This window comes from Winogradskyella wandonensis (assembly GCF_004346845.1).
Classification (GTDB): domain Bacteria; phylum Bacteroidota; class Bacteroidia; order Flavobacteriales; family Flavobacteriaceae; genus Winogradskyella; species Winogradskyella wandonensis.
Genome location: NZ_SMGI01000002.1, coordinates 1 through 19,883 on the forward strand (window position 1 = coordinate 1; position 19,883 = coordinate 19,883).

Consider the following 19,883-nt stretch of genomic DNA (forward strand, 5'->3'; position numbering starts at 1 on the left):
TATACACCCATGTTTCGTCGACTAGTTTATCGGAAATTAAAAATCCTTTCGATAATCTCTAAAAAGTAGCTATATTTAAAATTGGATTTTGAATAATATATAGATGAGAAATTTGACGAATAATCATCGTTATCCCTCCAATTTGTCACATTATAGAATATTCAATCATCCATATAAACTAGTTACATACAATAGTTCAAAAAAAATACGGTTCGAATTGAAACGACCTATTCCGTTAAGGTTCGGGCTGAAAATTTACTGGCTGAAATTGGAACTAATAAAAACGGAATCGATACGCAATTAACGGCGGAATTGAATTGCGGTACGAATTAATAAAGCCTGAATAGTTTAAAATAGCCGAATCGAAATTGAAATAAAGTCGGAATTGAATAACGGCTCGAAATAGAAAAGACCGAACTGAACTCATTAAGGTTGAACGTTACGCGAAAAAATACGAATGGAATTAAAACGGTCGGAATAATGGGCGGAACGGAACTGGAAAGACATTACGTTGGACTGAAAAACTGGAATTTTAAAGCCAGTAAATTTTAGTTGAGTTCTGCGAGTTTTTTATAATGGAACGGTGCGAATTATAGCGGATTTGAAAGCAGGGATTGGAGTTGTAAATTGGAATTGAGCAGTTCGAAAAAGACTACTGTATGTAACATTGGCTATAATTCATTGCGGCCGAATTCCTAATCGGAATTCCTTGCAATTTTGCTATCTTTAGGGTGTGGGCGGAAAAGTCCGGCGGACGTTTTCCGCAACGAAACCATAGCCGAGACCGTTGGGCACAATACGAAAAAATTAAAGAATGAGTAAAATAAATTTGGACGTTCGAGACAATTATGAATATTTTGAAGAATTGACATATTCGGAAAAAAACATAAAAGATAATCCAATTATTCTCGAACCGAAAAGAAACAATAGAGATTGGCTTAAACAATCTACTAAAGTTGACCATTCAACTATTGAGGAAAATATTAAATTGATAATTGAAAAAAAACTCTCTTTATATAAATACGGAATAAAATTACATTGTCCGAGTTTTACAGAAAAACCATATTTCAGATTCGATTCGGACGGACCAGCTCATAGAAACAAAACTGACCAACCATTAAATGAACAATTAATTACGACACCACATTTTAATTCATTTGACAAAAAAGGGCAAGAGTTTGCATACAAAAGTGATGTTCTTAAAAGTGAGGAAGATGCTAAAGCAATTGTCGAAAATTTGGACTTTGGGATTAGCCACTTTTTCCAAGAAACAAACTTGAAACTCAACAATGGCGAGGAGTTTCCAGAAATTAAAGTAACCGAACCAGAATTATTTGAAATCGAACCTGAAATTGACCCTTTAAATGGAATTGAATTTTTAGATTAGCAAAATGGATAAATTGTTCGACATATATCAAACAATAAAAGATGACTTTTGTGCATTAACCACTTATAAATTAAGGGGAGAAAGCATAGAAATTATCACGCCATTTTCTACTTTAAACAACAAATTTGTATCAGTTTTCATAAAAGAACTTAAGGGAAAATTCATAATTTCTGACGCTGGCTGGACTGATTTAAATTATTACAATGTTGACATCAGCGAAGAATCTGATGATATAATAGAGAGAATTTTTACATACTATCAACAAAGTTTTGGAATTTTAACAACTTCTGACAAAGCTGGAACTTTACATTATTATAAAACTTGTTCTAACCCAAAAGACATTCCAACAAATGTTTATGATTTAGCAAATTTTGTCGTTGGTGCTGTAAATTCAATGGGAATTAGATATAAAGACGAAAAAGAAGAAAAAGAAAGGGAAACTTTTAGAAAAGATGCAAATACGTTTTTAAAAGTAAATTATAATGATAACGTTAAATTACAAAAATCACTAGACGATTTTAAGAATATCCGCTTTAACGCCTTAATAACTCGAAATTCTGATATTTATTTAATTTCCTATGTTACAGGGAGTAGTTCGTATTATTTCACTAATGATTTGAGAAAAACAATCGTGAATTTTGAGATTTCAGAAAAATCAAAATATCGTGATTTCATTCGTGAAAAAGTTTCAATAATAAATGACAAGGCTGATGGTTATCATCCCGAAAAATTGAGCAGTATGATGGATTTACTGAATGAAAAAGTTACGAGGGAACCGATTAAGTGGACTGAAAAAGAACGGATTTTAGAGATAATTTAAAAAAGTACTGTGCCCAACAATGGCTATAAGTAATTGCTTGTTCTCGCCTACTTCTGAAAATCCTCTCGGATTTTCAGCTTGGTGTGTACTTGCAAAGTTAACCGCAAACCCACGCAACTACTCATAGCCGAGACCGTTGTAGCCAATATGAGAAAACGTATCCAAATATTAATATTATTGATTCCTATTCTATCTTTTTCCCAAAAGAAAGACAGTTGGAATGAAGTTACAATTAAGACTTTGGACTCAATAAAAACTGAATTACAGCCGGAACAAGTCAAGTATTTTAACTTACTAATCTCAAAAAGAGAAGACTACCAAACTCAAAAAAGAATTGACACTACTAATGCAACCATTTCAATAGTTGAGGGATATAATTTCTCTGAAAAGAAGTATGGAATTGAAGAAGAATTTCTTTTCGATAATAATCAAATATACTCTTACGAAAATGACACTAAAGGAATTGGAGTAAGTTTTAACGATTACGAATATTTTATAGAACCAGCTCTAAATAAAAAAACTTTGGACTCTATTAGACCAAGAAAATATACAGCGGTTTTTGGTTGTTCACCTAATAATAGAACAATAAGGAAATCAAGGAAAATCGCAAAAATGGCGGAGAAAGAAGGAATAATAACAGAAAAATACGTGAAAATCGAGACTTTGATTGACAGCCAAACTGGAAAAACAAAAGTCTCATTTTTGATTCCGAAAGCTGGAAAAAGAGAAGTTCAAATTTCTTATGGTCCTTTCTATGCGGAAACGGAATTGGAATATTGGCTGAAATAAATACTGGCTACAACACCGTATAAAATTAATGGCTAGTTCTCGCCTACTTACGAAAATCCTTGCGGATTTTCTATCTGGTGTTTATTTGCTAAATTAGGTGCTTAAACACGCCACTAATCTTATACAACAACGTTAGGCACAATATAGAACCAACCATATGGAAGAACAAAAACCAGAAGAGGAGAACATTGAAACTTTCGAAGAAAAATTTGAAAACTTCATCGGAAATGCCAAAGAAGAAATTTCGACTTTAAAAAGCGAATTAAACGACATTACTGAACTTTATAATGATTTCGTAAAAAAACCAAGTTCTGCTGTTTTAAGTAAAGCAGAAAAACTGAATGAAACTTTTGAAAAAATCAATGAGTATAATTCAGAAATATCAGAAATCGAGGAAAAAGTTAGCGGATTTGAAACAAAAGTTTTTGGAAAAACACCAGAGGACAAAGAATCTCTAAAATTTAAACTAAACGACTTAAAAACCCAACACGAAGAATTACACGGAGAATGGGAAGGAAAATACGAAACGTTGACAGCCAAAATTGAAGGACTTCTTCCAGGAGCAACTTCAGCAGGACTTGCTAAATCATATCACGACCAAAAAAACAGTTATAAATGGCCGAATATTATCTGGTCAGCGGTTTTCACCTTAACTATGATTGGAATGGTTTACTACGCAATTAAGACAGTAACTGACAGTACTGACATTGGAAATGCATTTATGAATATTTTATCAAGAGCACCTTTCTTTATTCCCACAATTTGGTTAGCCTTATTTGCAAGTAAACAACAAAGTCAGAATAGAAGGCTTGAACAAGAATATGCATATAAAGAAAGTTTAGCAAAATCCTATGATGGTTACAAAAGGGAAATTGAAAACTTACCCGAAAGCGATGAGAAAAATGAAATAATGGAAAAGTTAGTTCGGACTATGATAGATACTGCTGGATTCAATCCGAGTTCGACTTTAGAAAAGCAATCGCATAATGACAAACCACCAATTTTTGGAAATTTATTTGGACGCAAAGGAACTGATGAAAAAAAATAAAATACTGTGCCTAACAATGTATAACCGCAATTACGGCGGATTCGACTAAGTCCGAATCCACTCGGAATTGCGAGCGTCAGTGCTTAACCGAAAAAAAGTAATTTAAAACCCGTAACTGACGGTTATACGAGACCGTTGTACACCATTTGAGAAAAACTATGAACGACTTAATTAATTCTGAATTTATAAGAACACTAATTGCCGTATTAATTGGAGGTGTAATTTCTTTTTTATCAGTGTTTGCAATAGACATAAGGAATAAAAGAAAAGAACTTAAAGAAAAAAAAGGTTAATTTATAAAGGACTAATTTCTAGCATTAATCAATTAAGAAGATATGAGCAGAATTTTGCTCATAACGATTTGCATTTTAAATATCAAAGGAGAATTACAGACTTGGACAATAATAACCTATTAAGTAAAAAACAAGCTGAATATCATCAAAATAAAAGAGACGAATCTCAATTAAAAATTATTGAGAAATCTGAAATGATTGACTCTTTTGCGATTGACTATGGCATATATTTTGGGGAATCTGAAAAGTTTGACAAATTGATGAGAGAAATAAATCATTGGAAAAGACCTGAAATTCCAAATTTTAGAGAAATTAATAATTTAACGGAATTGAACATTGAGCATGACAAACATTTTAAGAATACCACACAATACATTCTAAAACATATGACTTCAGCTGTTGGAAATTTAGCAGAACATATAAAAGCAGAATTATAAAAAAAACGGTGTACAACAAAGTATATAAAAAATTGCTAGTTTTAGCTTAACCAAAGTTAGTTGCTCGTTTGCTAGCTTCTGATTTTCCTTCGGAAAATCCTCGCACACAAACACGCAACATTTCATATACGTAAACGTTGTAACCAATTTGAGAAACCCAATGCGAAAGAAGAAAATTATAATATTCTCAATACTATTTTTATTCTTAATATTTATTGTTCCGAAATACTTCATTCCAAAGAATATTGACGGAATTGCTCATTTCGTAAACCAAAATTCAATTGAAGTTAATACAGACGAAAAACTGAATAGAGAACTCATAAAAATTGAATTATCTATATCTGGAACGGATTATAACAAGGTCGAAATTTTTAACGAAAGCTCTGAATACAAAATCCCAAAAGGTTATGGAGAAAATGATTGGAATTTATCCTATGATGGAAAATACTATGAGACATTTAGGCACTTCAAAACAAATAATTGGCACGACCATAATTATTCATTCTATTTCTTTCAAAACGAAAATGGAATAAAATGCGATGTGAAAATTGATGGTCCTGATAAAATGAAATTAACAATTGACTTGAATAAGAGAAAAAAAGCGGAAATTGGAATTGAATAAAAAAACTGGTTACAACAATGTGTATAATTCATTGCTAGTTAGAGCCTACTTACGAAAGTCCTCGCGGACTTTCTATCTGTGATTTATTTGCTAACTTTAGTGCTTAAACACGCAACGAAATCATACACTAGACCGTTGTGCAACATATGACCAAAACCGAAAGTTAATGACAAACCGAATTTTAACAGCTCTAATAATTAGAATTGCTGGAATATTTTTACTGACGAAAATTTTTGACCATTTTGGTTCTTACTTTTTTTCTGTTTACGGAACTGCAACTATGGCTCGATTTGACGAATTGTTAAGTGAACCGATTGATAAATTCTATTTTACTGGAACATTTCTGACAATAGCGAATATTGTCGTATCCATATTTCTATTCTTGAAAGCGGAATGGATTGCTAAAAAACTAATAAAAACGGACAATGAAATAAAAACGGAACTGAACGCTGAATCTCTGACAAAAGTGATTTTATTGACAGTTGGAGTTATTTGGTTGGCGAAATTAATTTATCTAATTCCGGACTTGATTGATTACTGCTCAAAATTCATTTCGAGCCTGAATGGAAATGAAGAAATTGAATTACCTGATTTTGCAATTGCGAATTATATTCTAAAAACGATTTTGACACTAATTATAATATTCCGCATTGAAAAAATATCGAATTGGATTATAAAGAAAATATAAATACGTTGCACAACAACGCGTATAATTAATGGCTAGTTTTAGCTTGCTTACGAACATTCCTGCGGAATATTCTATTTGTGATTTATTTGCTAACTTTAGTACTTAAACACGCCACTAATCATACACAAGACCGTTGTATGCCATATGAAAACAACCTATGAGTAAATTTTCAAACATACCTAAACCTAAAGGAAAAGGTAGGCTTTCAACCAATGATATACTTGGCGGTCAAATAACACCAGCTATTGAAAGAATGAGAAGTTTATCTGAAGATGAATTCGAAGACTTAGTTCTTGAATGGGCGGACGGGTATTTGAATAACAAATATGACAAGATAAGACAATATGGTGGTTCGGGAGATAAGGGAAGAGATATCGTAGGATTTTATCAAAATGGGGATATTGATATTTATCAATGTAAACATTACTCTGCAATCTTATCACCTTCTTTATTTTGGGTTGAACTAGGTAAATTATGTCACTATACCTTTACGAACCAATATAAAATTCCAAAAGCATATTATATAGTAACTACGAAAGGAGTCGGAACAAAATTGTTAGATTATATAAATAATCCAACTGAATTTAATGATTTACTAATTTCAGAATGGAAAGATAAGTGTGAAACTAAAATAAAGTCTACAAAAACCATCCTAACCAAGGAATTTAAAGAATACATTGAAAATTTTGATTTTTCTATAATAAAAGACAAATCGCCTTTAGAGCTTATTAATGAGCACAAACAAACTACTTACTACCCACAGCGTTTCGGAGGTGGTTTAATTAAGTACAGAAATCTAATACCAAAACCAACAAAAACTATTCAAAAACACGAACTGAACTACACTACCTTATTATTTGACGCGTATTCGTCAAAAACGGGTGTAGTTATAAAGAATCAAAAAAAATTAGAAACTACAAACAAGGATTTAGCTAAACATTTTGAAGAAGAAAGAACTTCATTTTATTGCACGGAATCTTTAGATAGATTTAGTCGAGATAATTTTGCTGATTTGGCAACACCACCTTTTGAAGAATTGAAAGAAGACTCTTTATTAGTTATAAAATCCAAATTAAGACTAAGTACTTATGTAGAAGATTTAGAAAGACTCGAAGATGCTAAATTGGAAATACTTTCTCAGCAATTTTCTAGCAATCCTTTGCATAAGGAAATTCGTAATCTTGATAAAGTAGGAATGTGTCATTATTTAGCTAATGAAAAAAGCGTAAAATGGAAAAAGTAAACTCTAAATACAAAGTCTACAATAGTAACTTTGAAATTGCTATTAGGATACTTGTCATTCTTATAAATCTTCCATCTAAGCGAGCATCAACTTATCAATTGATGGTTTTAGACCATATTTCACTTAATACCTATGATGTTGGTGGTCCAGCAAGCCTTCACGCACCAATTCCTAACAGAGGTGTTCAAATATATTCTAGAAAGGAAATATTAAATGAAAGTATAAAATTATTGATATCAAAAGACTTGATTAATATAAATCCAAATAAGAATGGATTGCTTTATGAAATAACAGAAAATGGAATTAATTATTTAACATATTTTGAGTCAAAATATTTCAACCAATTAAAAAATAAAGTTGAGTGGACATCTAAGAAATTTGGAAATTTCTCAGATAGTGAATTAAAAATTTATGTTAATCAAAATTTATCCAAATGGGGAGAAGAATTTATGACTGACGGTAACCAAGCAAATCAAGTATGAAAGGATTTTGGATTTATAAGATAACCGCAAGTGGTGAAGAGAAAAAGGATTCTTCAATAATACTAAAGAAAGGAGCAAATATTATTACAGGTCCTTCTGATACAGGAAAGTCATACTTGTTTTCAGTAATCAATTTTGTATTTGGAAGAACAAGTCCGCCAAAAGATATACCGGAAGGTATATATTATGACGTTTTTACAATAGATATTGAGACTTTCGAAACCAATGATAAATACAGACTTCAACGAAAACTAGGAAAAAACAAAGTCTCTGTTTGGAATACTAATGAATCACAAAGCGGTTTAACTTTAGTAGATATTTTTAGCACTACCGTAAATTTATCTAGTGAAAATCATATCTCTAATTTTCTTTTAAATCTCTGCGGACTAAAGGGTAGTCTTCTTTTAAAGAATAGAACCAAAGGTGAGAAAATTGCACTAAGTTTTAAAAACCTTATACAATTTACCAATGTTGCAGAAGATAGAATAATAACAGAAAGTTCACCTTTCTATTTTACTAATGTAAATTCTAATCACATTCTTGAACAGTCAATGATTAGTTTAATATTGGAGGGAACTGATTTTTCTAATGTTACAGCAATTGAAGACCCTAAAAAGAAGGAAACTAAAATTTCAGGAAAATTAGAATTTATTGACAAACAAATTGTTGGTTATTCGGAGCAAAGACAAAAGCTCATTTCAAAATATGAAAAACTTGTTTCAAACAAAACTTCATTGGATAAAGCTCTAATAAATGACCAAATTCAAAAACGTATTGAAGATTCATATAATTTAGAATCCCAGGTAACTAAATATTTAAATGACGTTAATTCTACCACTGAAAAAAAAATCTATGCGTTGGAATTAATAAAAAGATTTGAAATACTCGAAAGACAATATTTGAGTGATTTAGATAGATTGGAGTTTATACTAGAAGCTGAATCACTTACATCACAGTTGCCTAGTCAATTATGCCCTATCTGTTCAAATCCAATGAATATTGATGAAATTCAGCATTTGAATGAGATAGAAAATTTTAAAGAAGGAGTGATTGCTGAAATAGCTCTTATTAAAGAAAAATTAGAAGACCTAAAAGAGAGTATAACTGAGTCCAAAGAAAATGTTTTAAAGCTTGAATCTGAATCCAACGACCTAAAAAGAACTTTAGAAAAATTAGAAAATCGCTTAGAAAGTATAAAACCAGAAATTAAGAATTTAAAGACTATTCTTAATGATTATATAGAAATTGAAAAAATTGGAAATTATATAGAGTTTATTGATACGGAAACAGCAACTCTTTATGAAACAAAAGATTCTCTAGAAATTTTAAAATCTGAAAAAGAGTCTACAGACATAGTAAATGTTTGTGATTACGACATTTTAAAAAAGCTATCGGGATTTATTGAGCAAAGACTAAAAACTTGGAACTATAACGTCAACCCTAAGGTAGTATTTAACTCAGATTTTAAAACATTTGATATTGTCATTTCTAATAAAAGTAGAGGTAGTTATGGCAAAGGTAGAAGAGCAATTTCTTACACTGCTTGTTTGTTAGGTTTCTTAGATTATTGTTTAAAAGAAGAAAAGAATTTTAGCAACTTCTTAGTTATTGACTCACCTTTAACTACATTCAAAGACAAAGAAATTTCAGAAACTGAAGATGACTCGATTGAATTAGATGACTTATTTTTTGATGACATCAGAAAAACTTCTTTAAAAAGTCAGTTAATAATATTTGAAAATAAGATTCCTAAAAAAATAGATGGCATTAACATCATTGAATTTACAAAGAGTAAGAAACAAGGCAGATATGGATTTTTTCCAACTGAATAAAATACGGCATACAACAATGTATATAAAAAATAGGCGAAATAGTAATGAAATCAAGGGTTTTGGCTCTTATCAAAGTTTATGTTTAATCGAAAGTTTCGTGCTTCGAAACCGCCTACTTTTCATATACTAACCGTTGTATGCAATTAAAACAAAACAATAAATGACAAAAAACCTACTACTGATTTTTACAATTCTGACTTTCATATCGTGCGGAAATCAATCCGACAAAATGATTTATGAAACCAAAGGTGGAGAATTTGCCTCACAACCTGGGAATTTTATAGCTGACTTTCCAACAGAGCCAAGTTATTCTGCAATTGACAACCAAATAGGACTTGATAAATTTCAAATCCATTTATTCCGTTCGACTTTAGGACCGAACAAAATTTTCTCTATAGAATATAATGACTATCCTGAACATATGATTAAGTCAATGACAGACGAACAAATCTATTCTCAAGGAGTAACCAACTTCTCGAATAAAATGGCAGAAATGTTTAAATTGGAATTTCAAGAATCGATTGAACAACACGGATTGGATGGACAATACTTTGTTCTTAACTTAAAGCAAAATGCGATTGACAAAGGAATTAACGGACACATTCAAGGAAAGCTATTTAGAAAGGGAAATCGAGTATATACAATAACATATATGGGACAAAATGACAAAAATGTGGATACGTTTATGAAATCATTTCGTCTGATAAAATAACTGCATACAACAACGGCTATAGTTCATTACGGCTGAAATTCCTAATCGGAATTTCAAGCCTTTTTGCTAAATTTATGGTTACGCCGGAATGATACTCGCGTACCATTCCGTAACGAAACCATAGCCAAAACCGTTACCCAACATTTGAGAAATGACTGCTGGAATTGAAATAACAGACACTGAATTAAAATTTACAGAATTCCCTTCAAAAGAAACTGGAATAGCAAAATACTGCAAGTCATTTAGACTAAAACTGAATGAAATAAAGCTAATCGGAATTAGTCCAAGACTTGTTTTGGATGATGAATGCATTTTCATTCTCGTAATTGACAAATCGGAAAAAATTCATCTGATATCTGACCACGTAATGGGAACAAAAGGACTGGAAAGTTTCGAAAAGTATTTTGGATTGGAATCCATCCAAGAGGAATGGAGTAAATTGGAATACGACGACCATTATGGGAAAATTGACAAAGTAATTTACCCGAAAGAAAAATACTGGAATGACTTATTTGACAAGGATTGGAAGTTAAAAATTAGAACTCTATACAGTTGGATTAAACCAAAGTCGTTCTATGGAAATCTGAATAAAAAAAACGTTGGGTAACAACGGCTATAGTTCATTACGGCTGAAATTCCTAATCGGAATTTCAAGCCTTTTTGCTAAATTTATGGTTACGGCGGAATGATACTCGCGTACCATTCCGTAACGAAACCATAGCCAAAACCGTTAGCTGTAACTCAAAAACAGCCGAATACATTTAAACAGATGACAATTAAAATATACATACTACTATTTTTAAACGCATTAATTTTATTGACATCTTGTAATGGACAAACCTCAAATAAACAAGTTAAGACTGAAAATATTATTAATGGAAATACTGTTTCAGTACTTGGTAATAGCGTAATGGTAATCTTTCAAGACAGTAATAAAGATTATTGGTTTGGCAGTTGGAAAACAGGAGTATATAAATACGATGGAAAAACAATCGTTAATTTCACAACAGAACACGGTTTGCTAAACAACAGGATTGATGAAATAAAAGAAGATAAATTTGGTAACATTTATTTTTCCAGCGCCAACGCAACTTCGGAAATATCAAAGTTTAACGGAAAGACATTCGAAACATTGAAAGCAATGCCAAGTGAAAATTGGAAGCTTGAGCCCACAGATTTGTGGTTTAAATACTCTTATGAAAATACAGGTAAAGTATATCGTTATGATGGTAATACTTTATTTGAATTGCAGTTGCCAAATCCACCAAAACTCTCAAATCCTTTTGCTGTTTACAGTATTTACAAAGACAAAGAGGAGAATATTTGGTTTGGAACCAACCCTGTAGGAGTCTGCCGATATGACGGGAAATTATTTGAATGGATTACTGAAGAAGATGTGACAGAATTCCGAAATGAAGGTGCAAACGGAGTGCGTTCAATTACGGAAGATAAAAATGGTGACTTTTGGTTCAATACCGAATATCGTTACAGTGTTTACGACAATCCAACATTGAATAGTAATAAATTATACACAAGACACGAAAGCATAGGTGGTTTAGACGGGGAAAAGGATAGCAATTTGGACGAGTATCTATCAAGTGTAATAGACGATAATGGTAATTTATGGTTTGTAACCTATCTTGATGGCGTTTGGAAATATGATGGAACAAAAATCACACATTATCCAATTCAAGAAAAATCAAAACAGATTGCTTTGTTCAGCATTTACAAAGACAATAATGGAAAGCTTTGGATTGGAACTCACGAAAATGGAGCATATAAATTCAATGGTAAAACATTTGAGAAATTTAATAAATAACGAATAAAAAAAGAGCTACAGCTAACAATGGCTATAAGTAATTGCGGCGGAATTTCCTCTCGGAAATTCCTGCGTGTTTGCTAACTTTGGTTTACGGCGGAATAGTTCTGCCGAACCATTCCGCAACGAAACCATAGCCGAGACCGTTAGTAGCAATTTAAAACCGTGCGGTCGGATTTTACTCTTATCCGATAAATTCGTGCCTTTTAATTTTGATTTTTAAGCCTGCAAACGCAATCACTAGGTCGGATTTTTATACTCAAGCGTGCAATTCAAAATCTGAAAAAATTATTTCAGTGTAGATTATTGTCCGAGAAGTTCGGGCAAAGTTTTTTAAGCCACGAAAATTAAATTACTCTGTTGAAAAAACTGCAACTAACGGTCTCGTATAACGGTCAGTTACGGATTTAAAGTTAATGTTTTTCGGTTAAGCACTGACGTTAGAAATTCCGAGTGGATTCGGACGTAGTCGAATCCGCCGTAATTGCGGTTATACATTGTTGTAGCCAGTTAATTTTTTTATTTATTCTGTCTGTAATATGCAAAAAAAGCTTTTATAAGTAAGAATGGAAAGATAATAATAACCGAACCCCAAAGGTTGCTTGGTGTAAATATGTCGGGAAAACTACGTATTACAATAAACATTAATAAAGCGCCAAGTATAATTGAAATATGGAGTATTAGCATATTAGGTGTGAATATTCCAAAAATAACTATTACTGCTTGTTGTGTTCTATGAAGTAGTATTCGTTCTAAGGCTACAAAAATTAAGTTAAGTACAAAAAATGTATTTTTAAAATACAATATTTGCATATTCATTAATGTAATTTCCTCATTTTTCCAGCTGGAAACAAATCCAAAAAAGACTACAATAAACACAAAATATATTCCCATTGGGAAAAGATAAAGTAAAATAGAGGTCTTTTCAGAAAATCCTATTAAGGCATTTGAATTACTTTTATAAAGTAGACGGTCAATAATAATGCGCAATACTTCATTACACCAAAAAAAATAGAGAATATAAAAAATGGTGGTTTTTCCATTTAAAATGGAAAGTATTGTAAAGAGTGTGAAAACCAAAAAATCCCATTGAGAATAGTGTTTTAGATGTTTTTCAATAAAGGAATGCATTGTTTAGCTTAGTTTAAGAATTGATTTTTAGTTTTCTTCGTTTAAGCATATATCGTATAAATATTATTAGTAAAATAGCGATTATAATACCTGGAAGATACATTACAAAATAGGTTAATAGTATTGGTAAAAAACCACTAAAATTTGGTTTAACAGCATACGGATTCCCTAGATCTATTTTTTTTAAGAGAATACCATTTTTAGGTAAAGTTTCTAAACTGTTGATAGATAAGTACAAATCATTTCTGTTTGAAAGAATTTTATTAAATAAAAATTCATCTTCTTTATTATGATAGCTAATAACTAGATTGTCTTTTGGGGTAGGCGAAAAGTTGAGTTTTTCACCAATATATAATTTATGTTTTTCGCTGTATTTAAAATTAAAACCTGTAGAAATTCCATTTATATCTGTTGGCAGTAATCCATCCATTAACTGCACATAAAACGCTGCGTTTTCAATTGGTGACTGCCATACGCTACCACTTTCTAACAGATAAATAAACGTATTTTTGTTATCAACATTATAGCCCTTTCTTACTTGCGCATTATTGGTGTTTACAATAAAATAAACTTCGACTATTTGTATTTCGTTGGGCTGAAATGTCATTTCCCATACTTTCCAATTGTCGCTAAATGGTATAGGGTTTTTATTGTTATTATTAAGCTCTGGATAAGATTGTTTAAGTAATGGTAACCATTTGCTATTGGCTTTTATTTTAAACTCATTTAATGAATCTATACTAACTTGGTTTAAGTTTGTTTCTCCGCCAGCATAAATACCATTTACAGGATACCCCATTTTAAACTGTGAGCGGTCTTTTGTGGTATTGCGAAACCAGTAGATGCCTTTTACAACCGCAAAACCTTTGTATAGTTGAATGTAGATTTTCTCTTGTTGCATTTGCACCTTTTTAAAACTTAGAGAATCTTCTGGATGTAGCATTGTAAAAACAGTGCCTCCAGCGTTCCAAACACCTGGTTGAGCTGCATTGCTATATAGCTTATTGCTAATAAAAAATATTAGCACTATGTTTAATGCTATTTTGAAAAACACATTTTTCATAAATTTTCTAAATATTGTGTTCCTCCATCCATACTAATACCTACTAAGTTTTTAAGAAAGGTTGCTTTGTGTAATTCTATAATAGCGTTTGCCTTTAGTTTGTTGTATATTTTTTCTGAAACGTCTATATTTTCAACATTTGTCATCACTCTAAATTTGGTAGAGCTAGTATTAGAAGTCATTGTTAACTTGTCGGTAACTTGTACCGTAGTTATTTGTTTTAGATTTCCGTTTCTATTAAATTTTGCATACTTATTAATTAGAATAAGCAATTTAATTGAAGTATAAATAAAGGCTATTATTACAGGAATTAAAAAGATGAAAATTCCTTGCCATAGTGTAAACAATAAGATGCTGTAAATAGCTATGTAAATTAATGCTCTCCTTACTTTATTAAAAAATATTTTTTTTACTAAATCAATTTCACTTTGGCGCATTGGCTTGGTAATGCTTTTACTCTTAAAAGGTGCAAAATAAGATGTGTTGGTAGTTATTGTAACCGGATTTTGATTTTTTTCTAATATGGTAAAAGCTAAAACTTCTTTGTTTTTTGGACTAGACTCTAAATACACTTTATCGTTAACGTTTACTTTTGCATATTTTGAATAAGGCACACTGTGTTCTTTATTATCAATAGTTATATAATAATAGGTTCTGCTAGACTTGCGTCTTATATTTGTACCCATTCTGGTATTATAACTTCTTGATTTAGTAGTGTGTTTGTCAACACGTTTATCGGTAATAACTCCAGTGTAACAGTACTTAATACCTCGTTTTAAATCAATATAAGTATTCCAAAACATATAAGAAACAATACCTGTAAAAATTAACAGGAATACAGAAAACATCACTATAGGAACCACACTGAAATTATCTGGTTTTATAACAAAAAAATAAATGAAAGAAAATATAGCACTTGCAACAAGTAAGAACAAAACAGCAAATAGGTACTGTCTTCTAAGTTTACTTTTGTCTTGAGAGGATAGTGGTTTTATTTCAAAATTGGTAGAGGTCATTTTAGAAGTGTTAAGGGATATTTATATAGGTAATATCTTCTTTGAATTCTGAAAATAGGTTTTCATCGAAAGATGTATTACCTACAACAGTATTATTTTTAAATGTTGTTTTGTAAAAACTAACGCTAGAAATGGTTTTAGTTTCTATATCAACTACTGCTTCGGCATACTTTATTTTATTGCCTAAAGCATCTTTTTTATACTTGTAAATTTTTAATTCGAAAGGGATTACTTTGTCTAAATTTTTATCGTAAAACTGCCAAGTTTGGTTACAATGTTTTTGTAAATTAAATGGAAGGTTGTCCTTTGGGGCTTCTTTATTAAATCGTTGTATACCTGTATCTAGTTTGCTTTTAAGACGCTCATCATCTATAAGCTCAAAACCAATGTATACGTTTTCATTATAGATATGTGCTTTATAATGGTATTTTGACTCTGTGTAAGAGAAAATTTCTTTGTTTTCTAAATAAAAATGATTGGTAACAACATTAGGTTTACCAGCTTGTTTCTTAGAATATACTTTTTTAAATAAATGTCCTTTTTGGGTATAGTGATGTGTGATTACTACATCATCGGCATTACTGCTAATTTTGTGAAGCAAATTATCTTTATATTCGAATTTGATAGTATTCGTATTTCCGTTATTAAAACGAATTTGCTCATTGATTAGATAACCATTGTCATCATAGGCGTAGTAATGCTTTTTATTTAGGGTAGAATTACTATACTTCCCAGTTCTGTTGTGTAATCTCCCTTTTTTATAAGTGTTTTTTTCTTTTCCCCAAGTCTTGTTTTGCTTATTTCGGTTCTCATAGCTTTCAATATCACCTTCATTGTTAAAGCTGTAGCTACTAATTTTTGACACCATTACACTGTCATTTTCAACATTGTAGGTTGTAATTTCAACTTGTTTAGTGTTTGGTTCAAATCCATAGTCCTTTACATTTATTTGTGGTAAGGATTGAGCTAAAAAGGCAGGTGAATTCAATAATAGTATGCACAAAAACAATGGTTTATTAATATATATCATTATTGTTGTTTTCAATTATTCATGCGTTGAAAATATTTTGCTTCTTGTCTAAAATAGTCTCTCATATCTTTTGGAGCATTAGCTATTACGTAGTCTAAAGTTTTCTTATCTGCTGCCATAACAGTTCTAAAAGCCAAATATTTATTTACATTATAAATTTCGTTCAAAACTCTTAAAAACACTTTGCGGTCTGATTCACCTTCAGCTTTATTTTCTCTAATAACTTGTCCTAAATCTGTTATATGTTGTGAGATATTATCTGGGTTATTGTTAAATGAATTAATAAATGTCCTGACTTCTGGCGATACGTTTCTATTACTTATATCTACCTTGCCTATATACTTGTAGTTGCTTTTTTTGTTTGATGTGATATTTGTACTGTTAGTAGATGCATTGCGATTGGCATAATCAACCACTAATTTTCCTTCTTTAAACTCTCCATAGCTTCTAGTGTTTGTTTTTTTATCTAGTTTTACACCAAGTCCTGTAATAAATCCATTGTGTTCAAAAGCACCTTTATAAACAAAGCTGTCTGTAAAAAATTGGCCGGTATAATTAATTTTACCCAAATCGTCCCAATCGCCTATATAACTATTCCCTTTAGTCCACATATAAGTACCAGCTTTGTATGGCTTACCGTCTTTAAAGAGTCCTTCATAAACATCACCTTGATTGTAGGTGATAGACCCATAGCCATTGGTACAATCTCCTAAACAAGTACCGTTGTTTTTTTTGTTTTGAAAGGCTGTGAGTAAATTGGTAGTTAGTTGACCATTAGTATAGATACCAGCTTCAACAGTTTCTCCGTTTTTCACAAAATATCCATAACCGTGTTGTTTTGTATTTTTCCAATGGCCATAATAGTGTAAGTTGTTCTGTTTCCAGTGGTAAATGCCATAACCATCGAGTTGACCTTCAAGGTAATTACCACTATAAGTGTCGCCATTGGCGTAAATAAACTCTCCGTAACCGTTAAGTTTTCCGTTTTTAAAAAAACCTTCTACTTTGGCACCGCTTTCATAAGTATATGTTCCGTAACCGTCTGTACAATTTCCTGATATACACGAAGTGGTTGATGATTTCTTTTGTGATGTGTTTATATTATTGTTATTGGTGGTTGTAGCTAGCTTATCATTAGAATAATCAAAAATGCGGCCTTTGTTAAATTGCATTGGTTTTGCATTGCTATAATCTTGAGCAACATAAGTAGCTACCCCATTTACAGCATATACTTGGTCTTGTGAGTTAGCAATAAAACCTTTGGAAGTTACAGGTACTTTTTTCCCCTTATGATAAAATGCAATGCGAGACTTATCTTGGTTTAGTACATACCATACTTCGTTGCCTTTATCTGTCATAGAAATGGCTGGGTATGCCGTGGTTCCATTATTTGTACCATTACCAAAAGCATTTTCAGCAAAGTATACGTCATCACTTTTGGTATCAATTAAAATAATATTTTTATATTCGGTTTTGACCTCCCATTTTCTATCGGAAAACATGCCGGTTTTTCCTTCTTCTATACAAATTGCAGTTTTTCCATCACTCACAATTATATTTTGTGCGTTAATTAAAGGCTTAAAGGGTATTGAATCTTTTAAAGATATCCACTCATCAAAGGCATTTGGGGCAATGTAATATGTAAATGTTAAAGGATTGAAAAAAATATAATCATTATTGAATCTACAAAATAAGTTTGTATTGTCTAATTTCCCATTAATGTATAAATGAGGCATTGCAAGCCCTCCTTTCAAATTTTGATCTCCTGTTGTTGTTTTTATTACAGCATTTTTTTTAAAATCCTCATATTCACTATGGTAAATTATACTTCTTGTATATTGGTTTATTAAATTACCTGCTGCGTTGGTTTCTATCCTAGTTATCCAGTTGCCTTTTTCATCGTATTTGTATTTAAAAAAGGTTTTCTCACTGTTTAGGGTTAACTTTTTTGCAGTTAATAAGCCATTTTTGTAGTATTCTATTTTAGTGGTTGGTGCTTTATCTTTTGATTTAGACACGATAGTTACCATAAGTAAGTCATCTTGTTTTTGGTAACTGTATTCGATAGTTCGGTAGGGAAATGTTGCTTTTATTATTCGGTTATAGTTGTCATATTCATAAATTCTACCCTCATCGTTAATTAAATTTCCATCTGCATCATATGTAACGACTGTTGTTTTTCCATCAGGATAGGTATAATTAATAGGTCTGTTTTGCTGGTCCCTTTTAATATGGTAACTGTTATCAAAATCCAGCTCATTACCATTGGTATCGTAAAAGGAAAAATATTCTTGAAACACATCTCCTTTTAGTTGCGTGGTTTTTAAGTTAGCACCTTTTGGTAATGGGTTTATTGGGGCATTTACCCAATCTATATTTTGTGCAAATGCAGATGAAAATAAACCAATAAATGTTAATATTAAAATACTTTTATGCATCATGAACTTTTAATTTTGGTTGGCAATTTAGAGCAGTTGTTTGATTTAAAAAATACGACAGATTACGTATTTTTTTGTTTATATAAATGAAATTCTTTTTGGTTAAGTTTCAGAATAGATAACGGTTTTGTTAAATTGGCTACAACAATATATAACCGCAATTCCGGCGGATTCGACTACGTCCGAATCCACTCGGAATTGCTAACGTCTGTGCTTAACCGAAAATTAACGCATATTAACCCGTAACTGACGGTTATACGAGACCGTTAGCAAACATATGACCAGACCAACAAAAATTCTTAAGCTATTCACTTTTCTACTTCTAATTTCTAGTTGTTCGAATAAAGAACAGATTGCGGAATTTGAAAATGTTTTAGGGAAAGAAAATAGCGGAACTTTGACTTCAATGGTTTCCGAATTTGAAAATGATTTTTTAAAAACAAAATATCCGAATATATCTACCGAAAAGGCATATTCTGAATACTTAACTGAACTGGAATCAAATATTGCTGGCAATTGGGAAAGACCAAGTAAAAAGAATATTGACAAATTCAATAAAAGTGAATTAAAGAAAGTTGTATATGGACTTCCTGATTCTATTTGGGTTGAGGAAAGTCGAAACAAAAATCGAACTGAATACAGAATTAGAAGAAAATATTTAAACACAAAAGGAGGATATGAAATCGGAACTTTGGAAGCGTCAATTCCAAAAGTTACTGATGAGGACTCTCTAGTAGCAACTCTTAAAAATTATTATGACATAAACTATTTTGGTAAATATCGAGAAGCATTAAAAACTGTCTCGAAAGAAGATAAATTCGTTAAAAAATATCTTCAAATGACCAAAGAAGCTGGAATGTTAGACCCAAGAATGATAGCTTATGAAATGTTAATTGCTGATTTAGACTTCGACGACTATTTCATTAAGCGTCTTATTGTAACAGAAATTGTATATCGATTATAAAATACGTTTGCTAACAATGTGTATAATTCATTGCTAGTTAGAGTCTACTTACGAAAGTCCGCAAGGACT

20 protein-coding genes are annotated in these 19,883 nt (G+C 31.3%); 15 read left to right on the forward strand and 5 right to left on the reverse strand.

Annotated features, from left to right (window positions below):
* The first annotated feature begins 814 nt into the window (after positions 1-814).
* The 14 genes from DFQ05_RS04830 (at position 815) to DFQ05_RS04890 (ending at position 12,172) form a co-directional block, all read left to right on the forward strand.
* A complete protein-coding gene (locus tag DFQ05_RS04830; RefSeq protein ID WP_132704174.1) occupies positions 815-1,387 on the forward strand; it encodes a hypothetical protein in 573 nt (190 codons plus the stop codon).
* A 4-nt stretch (positions 1,388-1,391) separates the two neighbouring features.
* Positions 1,392-2,207 carry a hypothetical protein gene (locus DFQ05_RS04835; RefSeq protein ID WP_132704176.1) on the forward strand — a complete coding sequence of 272 codons (816 nt, stop codon included), beginning with the start codon at positions 1,392-1,394 and terminating at the stop codon, positions 2,205-2,207.
* A 147-nt stretch (positions 2,208-2,354) separates the two neighbouring features.
* Positions 2,355-2,996: a hypothetical protein gene (locus DFQ05_RS04840; RefSeq protein WP_132704178.1), complete on the forward strand. Its 642-nt coding sequence runs from the start codon at positions 2,355-2,357 to the stop codon at positions 2,994-2,996.
* Between the two features lie 157 nt (positions 2,997-3,153).
* A complete protein-coding gene (locus DFQ05_RS04845) occupies positions 3,154-4,044 on the forward strand; it encodes a hypothetical protein (RefSeq protein WP_132704180.1) in 891 nt (296 codons plus the stop codon).
* A gap of 158 nt (positions 4,045-4,202) precedes the next feature.
* Complete coding sequence (locus DFQ05_RS13785) at positions 4,203-4,337, forward strand: hypothetical protein (protein ID WP_277871517.1); 135 nt, start codon at positions 4,203-4,205, stop codon at positions 4,335-4,337.
* A gap of 101 nt (positions 4,338-4,438) precedes the next feature.
* Complete coding sequence (locus tag DFQ05_RS04850) at positions 4,439-4,774, forward strand: hypothetical protein (RefSeq protein WP_132704182.1); 336 nt, start codon at positions 4,439-4,441, stop codon at positions 4,772-4,774.
* Positions 4,775-4,934: 160 nt separating this feature from the next.
* Positions 4,935-5,396, forward strand: a complete 462-nt coding sequence (locus DFQ05_RS04855) for a hypothetical protein (RefSeq protein ID WP_132704184.1) — start codon at positions 4,935-4,937, stop codon at positions 5,394-5,396.
* A gap of 166 nt (positions 5,397-5,562) precedes the next feature.
* Positions 5,563-6,084: a hypothetical protein gene (locus tag DFQ05_RS04860; RefSeq protein WP_241974212.1), complete on the forward strand. Its 522-nt coding sequence runs from the start codon at positions 5,563-5,565 to the stop codon at positions 6,082-6,084.
* A 157-nt stretch (positions 6,085-6,241) separates the two neighbouring features.
* Positions 6,242-7,327, forward strand: a complete 1,086-nt coding sequence (locus tag DFQ05_RS04865; protein ID WP_132704186.1) for an ABC-three component system protein — start codon at positions 6,242-6,244, stop codon at positions 7,325-7,327.
* Complete coding sequence (locus DFQ05_RS04870; protein ID WP_132704188.1) at positions 7,315-7,809, forward strand: ABC-three component system middle component 2; 495 nt, start codon at positions 7,315-7,317, stop codon at positions 7,807-7,809. The genes DFQ05_RS04865 and DFQ05_RS04870 overlap by 13 nt, the downstream gene beginning before the upstream one ends.
* Positions 7,806-9,641, forward strand: a complete 1,836-nt coding sequence (locus DFQ05_RS04875; RefSeq protein ID WP_132704190.1) for a hypothetical protein — start codon at positions 7,806-7,808, stop codon at positions 9,639-9,641. The genes DFQ05_RS04870 and DFQ05_RS04875 overlap by 4 nt, the downstream gene beginning before the upstream one ends.
* 160 nt (positions 9,642-9,801) lie before the next feature.
* Positions 9,802-10,353, forward strand: a complete 552-nt coding sequence (locus DFQ05_RS04880; protein ID WP_132704192.1) for a hypothetical protein — start codon at positions 9,802-9,804, stop codon at positions 10,351-10,353.
* Positions 10,354-10,504: 151 nt separating this feature from the next.
* Positions 10,505-10,960, forward strand: a complete 456-nt coding sequence (locus tag DFQ05_RS04885; RefSeq protein ID WP_132704194.1) for a hypothetical protein — start codon at positions 10,505-10,507, stop codon at positions 10,958-10,960.
* 162 nt (positions 10,961-11,122) lie between these two features.
* Positions 11,123-12,172 (forward strand): ligand-binding sensor domain-containing protein, encoded by a 1,050-nt coding sequence (locus DFQ05_RS04890; RefSeq protein WP_132704196.1) that lies wholly within the window; start codon positions 11,123-11,125, stop codon positions 12,170-12,172.
* Positions 12,173-12,691: 519 nt separating this feature from the next.
* Here DFQ05_RS04890 and DFQ05_RS04895 read toward each other — a convergent pair.
* From DFQ05_RS04895 to DFQ05_RS04915, 5 genes are read right to left on the reverse strand one after another with little or no spacing between them, the layout of a single operon-like run.
* The gene (locus tag DFQ05_RS04895; protein ID WP_132704198.1) at positions 12,692-13,303 is read right to left on the reverse strand and encodes a hypothetical protein; all 612 of its coding nucleotides are present in this window, start codon (positions 13,301-13,303) and stop codon (positions 12,692-12,694) included.
* 13 nt (positions 13,304-13,316) lie between these two features.
* Complete coding sequence (locus tag DFQ05_RS04900) at positions 13,317-14,366, reverse strand: hypothetical protein (protein ID WP_132704200.1); 1,050 nt, start codon at positions 14,364-14,366, stop codon at positions 13,317-13,319.
* The gene (locus tag DFQ05_RS04905) at positions 14,363-15,382 is read right to left on the reverse strand and encodes a hypothetical protein (protein WP_132704202.1); all 1,020 of its coding nucleotides are present in this window, start codon (positions 15,380-15,382) and stop codon (positions 14,363-14,365) included. Before DFQ05_RS04905 ends, DFQ05_RS04900 begins: the two co-directional genes overlap by 4 nt.
* Before the next feature lie 10 nt (positions 15,383-15,392).
* Positions 15,393-16,385, reverse strand: coding sequence for a hypothetical protein (locus DFQ05_RS04910; RefSeq protein WP_132704204.1), 993 nt, complete (start codon positions 16,383-16,385; stop codon positions 15,393-15,395).
* A gap of 38 nt (positions 16,386-16,423) precedes the next feature.
* A complete protein-coding gene (locus DFQ05_RS04915; protein ID WP_132704206.1) occupies positions 16,424-18,853 on the reverse strand; it encodes an MORN repeat-containing protein in 2,430 nt (809 codons plus the stop codon).
* Positions 18,854-19,127: 274 nt separating this feature from the next.
* On the opposite strand from DFQ05_RS04915, the gene DFQ05_RS04920 reads away from it, so the two are divergent.
* Complete coding sequence (locus tag DFQ05_RS04920; protein WP_132704208.1) at positions 19,128-19,814, forward strand: hypothetical protein; 687 nt, start codon at positions 19,128-19,130, stop codon at positions 19,812-19,814.
* The last annotated feature ends 69 nt before the right edge of the window (positions 19,815-19,883 follow it).

Bases quoted from the DNA above. Each gene is read 5' to 3' on its own strand.
- DFQ05_RS04840 (WP_132704178.1), top strand. From the start codon at position 2,355: ATGAGAAAACGTATCCAAATATTAATATTATTGATTCCTATTCTATCT.
- DFQ05_RS04915 (WP_132704206.1), bottom strand. From the start codon at position 18,853: ATGATGCATAAAAGTATTTTAATATTAACATTTATTGGTTTATTTTCA.
- DFQ05_RS04870 (WP_132704188.1), top strand. From the start codon at position 7,315: ATGGAAAAAGTAAACTCTAAATACAAAGTCTACAATAGTAACTTTGAA.
- DFQ05_RS04835 (WP_132704176.1), top strand. From the start codon at position 1,392: ATGGATAAATTGTTCGACATATATCAAACAATAAAAGATGACTTTTGT.
- DFQ05_RS04830 (WP_132704174.1), top strand. From the start codon at position 815: ATGAGTAAAATAAATTTGGACGTTCGAGACAATTATGAATATTTTGAA.
- DFQ05_RS04880 (WP_132704192.1), top strand. From the start codon at position 9,802: ATGACAAAAAACCTACTACTGATTTTTACAATTCTGACTTTCATATCG.
- DFQ05_RS04845 (WP_132704180.1), top strand. From the start codon at position 3,154: ATGGAAGAACAAAAACCAGAAGAGGAGAACATTGAAACTTTCGAAGAA.
- DFQ05_RS04895 (WP_132704198.1), bottom strand. From the start codon at position 13,303: ATGCATTCCTTTATTGAAAAACATCTAAAACACTATTCTCAATGGGAT.
- DFQ05_RS13785 (WP_277871517.1), top strand. From the start codon at position 4,203: ATGAACGACTTAATTAATTCTGAATTTATAAGAACACTAATTGCCGTA.
- DFQ05_RS04865 (WP_132704186.1), top strand. From the start codon at position 6,242: ATGAGTAAATTTTCAAACATACCTAAACCTAAAGGAAAAGGTAGGCTT.
- DFQ05_RS04875 (WP_132704190.1), top strand. From the start codon at position 7,806: ATGAAAGGATTTTGGATTTATAAGATAACCGCAAGTGGTGAAGAGAAA.
- DFQ05_RS04860 (WP_241974212.1), top strand. From the start codon at position 5,563: ATGACAAACCGAATTTTAACAGCTCTAATAATTAGAATTGCTGGAATA.
- DFQ05_RS04905 (WP_132704202.1), bottom strand. From the start codon at position 15,382: ATGACCTCTACCAATTTTGAAATAAAACCACTATCCTCTCAAGACAAA.
- DFQ05_RS04890 (WP_132704196.1), top strand. From the start codon at position 11,123: ATGACAATTAAAATATACATACTACTATTTTTAAACGCATTAATTTTA.
- DFQ05_RS04855 (WP_132704184.1), top strand. From the start codon at position 4,935: ATGCGAAAGAAGAAAATTATAATATTCTCAATACTATTTTTATTCTTA.
- DFQ05_RS04885 (WP_132704194.1), top strand. From the start codon at position 10,505: ATGACTGCTGGAATTGAAATAACAGACACTGAATTAAAATTTACAGAA.
- DFQ05_RS04900 (WP_132704200.1), bottom strand. From the start codon at position 14,366: ATGAAAAATGTGTTTTTCAAAATAGCATTAAACATAGTGCTAATATTT.
- DFQ05_RS04920 (WP_132704208.1), top strand. From the start codon at position 19,128: ATGACCAGACCAACAAAAATTCTTAAGCTATTCACTTTTCTACTTCTA.